We start from the raw sequence: 5,555 nt of genomic DNA on the forward strand, positions 1-5,555 counted from the left end.
GGGTTAAGAGAGAAAAGATGGGGGATGTTGAAAGGCTTATCTACATCGTTTGTGGAAAATAATCTACAATCATCTTTCTGGTATTACACAAGAGTCAAATACCCTCTGGAGCACATCCAGCCTATGTTTGTGGATGCGCATATACACCTCTCAGACCCAGCTCTAAAAGACCTTCTACCACAAATCATCCTAGAGGCTAAGATCACACGAACGCTCCTAATCGCGGTAGCAGAAGACACAAGCACTTCAGCGCTCAACCTAAAGATAGCGGCAGAGGCTGGTGAGGTCGTAAAGCCATTCTTAGGTGTGCACCCTTGGTCTTTGCAGAATGAAGGCTTCGAATCTGAGGTGATGTCTTTGGAGCCTGAGCGCTTCGCAGGAGTCGGTGAAGTAGGCTTGGATAGGAAGTACGCTAGGGATGATGTTGAGTATAGGAGGCAGAGGGAGGTCTTTGAATATATGCTGAGGCTGGCTGAGCGCCTCCAGAAGCCTCTTTCCATACACTCGAGAGGGAGTGTGGATGATGTCCTATCAACGCTCACCACCTACCATCTAAGAGGCGTGCTGCTACACTGGTTCTCAGGCGCACCAAACCAGTTGAAGGTTGCTTGCGACCGAGGCTACTACATATCTTATGGTCCAGCAGTAATCTATTCGAAGAAGACCAAGCAGCTAGCCTCCAGTACACCACCGGATCTAATATTGACCGAAACCGACGGTCCGGTGAAATTCGGCGGGGTCTTTCAAAATAGAATCGCCTTACCAGCCTTCATACCGAGCATCATCTTCACGCTCTCATCGCTACATAAATTGGGGTTTGAGGAGATGCGCAGCATAATCTTCGAGAACGCGCTAAACTACCTCGGCTCAAAATATAACAAATAGAAGCGGTTGCTAGCCAAATCGAGCTTCCCCTAGAAGATGGCTGTAATCTTGTTCAAGCCCACACGGAAATTTATCTGCAGTAAATATTAAAATAATCGTTCTTTGCAAATAATACTTGATCATATATGTGTCTAAAAGTTAAAAGCGTAGCCCCAGACTTCGTCGCAGACGCGTACGAAAGAGGTGCTGACAAGCCGAAGAAGATCCGCCTATCTGACTTCAAAGGGAAGTGGGTCGTCCTCTTCTTTTACCCCAGAGACTTTACCTTCGTATGCCCGACCGAGATAGAGCGCTTCGCAGAGCTTGAACCTGAATTCAGAAAGGAGGACGCAGTTGTAATCGGTGCGAGCACAGACAGCTTCTACTCGCATAAAGCGTGGTATGAGACGGATGAGCGGATAAAGAAAGCCAACTTTCCAATAATCGCTGACACCACTTTAGCCATAAGCAGAGCCTATGGTGTGATTAACGAGGAGGACGGCAGCGCCTTCAGAGCAACCTTCATAATCGATCCAAACGGCGTAGTTCGGCACGTGACCGTAAACGACATGGATGTGGGGAGAAGCGTAGACGAGACCCTCAGAACGCTCCGCGCACTAAAAACTGGAGAACTCTGCCCAGCAGAGTGGCGCCCTGGGATGAAGACGTTAGGTAGGGTTTAGAAACCCTCCCACCTCTTCTTTTTGGTAATGCTTTATATCCCCCTTTGATTCTATGGGCTTCTGCGAGTGCTTTGCAGTCTCTCATGTGGGTCGAGAAGTATAGGCCTATGAGGCTTGAGGAGATCGTTGACCAGCAGCACGTGGTTTCTGGGTTAAAGGAGCTCCTTAAGAACCCCGCTGAAATGCCTCATCTACTCTTTGCTGGTCCACCGGGAACTGGTAAGACTACTGCTGCGCTTTGTGTGGCTAGGGCTGTTCTGAAGGATTATTGGCGTGACTACACGCTTGAGCTCAACGCTTCGGATGAGAGGGGTATTCAGACGGTTAGGGAGAGGATCAAGACCTTTGCAAGCTATAGTGTGGGTGCTGCTGATGTGCCCTATAGGATAATTATATTAGATGAGGCTGATGAGATGACTAATGATGCCCAGACCGCTCTGAGGCGAATAATGGAGGAGAGCTCAAGAATCTGCAGATTTATACTCATCTGCAACTACAGCTCAGGCATAATCGAGCCTATACAGAGCAGAACAGCTGTATTCAGGTTTCAGAGGCTTGAGGAGAAGGATGTGGTTAACCACTTAGCCTACATCTGTAGGTCAGAGGGTGTAAAGAAGGTTCAGCCTGAGGCTCTGTCCCTAATATATAAGGTTAGTGAAGGCGACCTAAGGCACGCTATAAACATCCTCCAGACTGCAGCAGCCATGGGTGAGGTTAGCGTAGAGAATGTCAAGCGTGTAGCGGGTATATCGAGCAAAGCGATGGTTGGTGAAGCAGTTAGGCTCGCCCTGAGTGGAGAGTTTAATGCAGCTAGGGAGAAGATGCTCGAACTCACCAAAGTCTATGGCATGTCTGAGCAAGACTTCCTCAAATACGCGTTTGAGGAGATATCTGCTCTTAACCCACCTAACCTAGATAGGATCGCCGAATCTATAGCTAAGTATGATTACCGGCTTGTGGTAGGTGCGAACCCGGACATTCAACTGACCGCGCTGCTCGCTGAGCTCGTTCAACTCGGCAAAGAGATTAGCCAACCGAGCAAGAGGGGAAAATAGTATATTAAAGGAAGTAGAGTAGCCCTCATAGAGGATGAGGTTCAGCTTACCCCGAGGTTTCAGAGATATACCGCCAGAAGACTACGCGCTTATGGAGGAGATTAGAGGCACCTTTATAGAGACTTGTAGGCTCTTCGGTTTTAACTTGATGGAACCTTCTCCTCTTGAGTCGCTGGAGACGCTTGAGGCTAAGAGCGGTCCATCTATAAGAGAGGAAATCTTTGCTTTTAGGGACAAGAGTGGTAGGGAGGTTGGGTTAAGATTCGACCTTACAGTCGGGCTTACAAGGTGGGTTGTATCTAACCGCAGCCTCCAGCTACCGGTTAAGATTGGTTCCTTCGCTGGGCTGTGGAGGTATGATGAGCCCCAGTATGGGAGGTATAGGTGGTTCTATCAGTGGGATGCTGAGGTCTTCGGACCCACAGGTGTGGATGCGGATGCTGAGGTTATCGACTTCACCTACACCCTCTTCACGAAACTTGGACTTGGCGATGTGTCTGTGCATATTGGGGATAGGAGGGTTGTAAGCGAATACATCAAGAAGATGATAGGCGTTGAGGACGAACCTATAGTTGCAGAGATGCTTCGAGCTCTGGACAAGATCAAAAAGAAGTCGAAGCAAGAGATTTTGGAGGAGTACGCATCTAAGATCGACTCATCGAATCTAAGCAAACTCCTAGAGTTTGGAGAGATAAGTGGTGTAGCTGAAGATGTTTTGAGTAGGATAGGGGAGTATGGACTTGCATCAGCCAGCACACTAGCCGAGCTAATAGATCTGCTGAAGCAGAGGGAGGTTAAGAACGTCGTCGTCGACCTCTCGATAGTAAGAGGGCTTGACTACTATAGCGGGGTAGTTTTCGAGGTCTTCACTCAAAGCGACCTAGCACTAGGTGCGTTAGCTGGAGGTGGGAGATACGACATACTGACCGCAATCTTTGGGAGACCAGATATTGGTGCGACCGGGGTGGCTGGTGGTGTTGATCGAACGATAATCGCTCTAAAGAAACGTGCACCGAAGTCGATGTCTGCGCAATCCATCTATGTTGCTTATGTGAGTAAAGAGGTAAGCGGCGCAGCCCAGAAGATAGCAGCGACGCTGAGAAGAGAAGGGTTAGCCGCTGAGGTAGATCTAGGTGATAGGAGCCTGAAGAAGCAGCTCGAAGCTGCCGCTAAACGCAACACGCCATACGTAATAATCGTAGGACCTAAGGAGCTTGCAGCCAACAAAGTGGTTTTGAGGGATATGAGAGAGGGTAGGGAGGAAGTGAAACCTATTGCAGAAGCCATAAACTACTTGAAACAGGCTCTGAAAACTTAGTGTCTTGCTACGGGGTAGGTTCTAGTTTAGCGGTAAAGTTAATGTTTAGGTACGTGTGGTATGTGGTGCGGTTGGTATGGCTGAGTACACGAAGGTTAGGGTGAATAGGATTTCATCTATAACAGATCCAGAGACTGGTCAGCCGGGGAAGCAGATCGAGCTCGTTGAGGTTAGGCCTAGGGCCCAGTTTGGGATATATGGGAAGGAGGATGAGGCTAGGTTGATCAAGAGCATCATAAGCCAATTTCAGTCTATGGGACTCTTTCCAGCTATGCCTCAGCTCGCCTCACCTAAGATCATTCTCTTTTTGACCGAGACTGAATATGAGATGCTCGGGATAAGGTTTGAGGTTAATGAAATCTACGATCTGCTTCTAAAAGATGGGACGATAACTCTAAAGAGGAGTCTAGAAGGTGTTTAGATGAAGGTCAGTATCCTCGGCGGAGGCACGATAGGTGAAGCCTTAGCGAAAGGCTTCTCCACAGTGGAGGGTGTCGAGGTCTCCGTCGCTGAGGTTATTGAGGAGAGGAGACGCTTCCTTGAAAAGGAGGGCATAAGGACCTATGCTAGCAGCAGAGAGGCGTCTAAGGGCTCTGATGTTGTGGTCGTAGCGGTGAAGCCGAGGGATGTGAAACCCCTCTTAGATGATGTGAAGGATCTGATAAAGGGTAAGCTTGTAATCTCGGTGGCGGCTGGTGTGAAGCTGAGCTACTTGGAGAAGGCGGCTCCAGACGCTAGATTCATCAGAGCGATGCCCAATATAGCTGCCGCGGTCAAAGGTGCGGTTACAACCCTAACACCGAGCACCAAAGCTTCTGAGGATGATCTTAGGTTGGCGGAGAAGCTCTTCGGCAGCGTAGGCTACACCCTTGTGGTCGATGAAGCGCTGGTGGATGCCGTAACAGGGTTAAGCGGAAGCGGACCAGCCTACATCTTCCTAGTCATAGAGGCTCTCGCTGAAGGCGGTCTAAGGATGGGCATACCGTATGAAAAGGCGCTCCAACTAGCATCTTGGGTCGTTTACGGTGCCGCTAAGATGGTTATAGAAGCAAAGCAAGACCCAGCTGCACTCCGAAGAAAGGTTGCTACACCAGCAGGCACCACAATAGAGGGGCTTTTGAAGCTTGAGGAGGCTGGCGTTAGGGCAGCGTTTGTAAAGGCTGTCGAAGCAGCATCAAAAAGAGCGGCTGAAATTTCAAAGGAGATAAGCGGCCAATAAAACAGGTATTGTTTATGCACTGCATAGGTTTGGTGAAGAGGGGTTGAAGAAGGAAGCAGGGAAAAGAGTGTTGGGGCTCTGGGGCTCTTAGATCTGCTTTAGAGGGTGCTGTCAAGAAGCGTACGTTGCAGGCGCTGGAGGCTAAGCTTGTCTAAAACAGAGAATCTGGTAGTCTTGAACCCTACAAAACTTGATGAAACCTCAACATTAACATCCCCCGAGTAGAAAAAGAGATAAGTTCCTCACCAGATAAGAACCAATCGGGGAATCTCCTCAATGAGTTGCGCCGAGGTTATTGTGGAGCTTCTTTCAAGGTTTGGGTGTAGATACATCTTCGGCATACCGGGTGTTCATAACCTTGAAATCTACCGCGCCCTCCTAAGCCATCCCGAGATCAGACACATTTTGGCTAAGCA

7 protein-coding genes are annotated in these 5,555 nt (G+C 49.0%); all 7 read left to right on the forward strand.

Annotated features, from left to right (window positions below; translation table 11 throughout):
• The first annotated feature begins 27 nt into the window (after positions 1 to 27).
• Positions 28 to 885, forward strand: coding sequence for a TatD family hydrolase (locus HA494_09380; GenBank protein NHV97973.1), 858 nt, complete (start codon positions 28 to 30; stop codon positions 883 to 885).
• A 125-nt stretch (positions 886 to 1,010) separates the two neighbouring features.
• Positions 1,011 to 1,547: a peroxiredoxin gene (locus tag HA494_09385; GenBank protein ID NHV97974.1), complete on the forward strand. Its 537-nt coding sequence runs from the start codon at positions 1,011 to 1,013 to the stop codon at positions 1,545 to 1,547.
• 83 nt (positions 1,548 to 1,630) lie between these two features.
• Positions 1,631 to 2,602, forward strand: coding sequence for a replication factor C small subunit (locus tag HA494_09390; GenBank protein NHV97975.1), 972 nt, complete (start codon positions 1,631 to 1,633; stop codon positions 2,600 to 2,602).
• A 34-nt stretch (positions 2,603 to 2,636) separates the two neighbouring features.
• On the forward strand, positions 2,637 to 3,920 hold the full coding sequence (hisS, locus tag HA494_09395; protein NHV97976.1) for a histidine--tRNA ligase: 1,284 nt from the start codon (positions 2,637 to 2,639) through the stop codon (positions 3,918 to 3,920).
• A gap of 76 nt (positions 3,921 to 3,996) precedes the next feature.
• Positions 3,997 to 4,341 carry an arcadin 1 gene (locus HA494_09400; GenBank protein NHV97977.1) on the forward strand — a complete coding sequence of 115 codons (345 nt, stop codon included), beginning with the start codon at positions 3,997 to 3,999 and terminating at the stop codon, positions 4,339 to 4,341.
• Positions 4,342 to 5,139: a pyrroline-5-carboxylate reductase gene (gene proC / locus HA494_09405; protein ID NHV97978.1), complete on the forward strand. Its 798-nt coding sequence runs from the start codon at positions 4,342 to 4,344 to the stop codon at positions 5,137 to 5,139. It abuts the gene before it with no gap.
• A gap of 276 nt (positions 5,140 to 5,415) precedes the next feature.
• Positions 5,416 to 5,555, forward strand: a 140-nt coding sequence (locus HA494_09410) for a hypothetical protein (GenBank protein NHV97979.1), incomplete at its 3' end; no start/stop codon positions are given.

Source organism: Nitrososphaerota archaeon, assembly GCA_011605775.1.
Classification (GTDB): domain Archaea; phylum Thermoproteota; class Nitrososphaeria; order Nitrososphaerales; family JAAOZN01; genus JAAOZN01.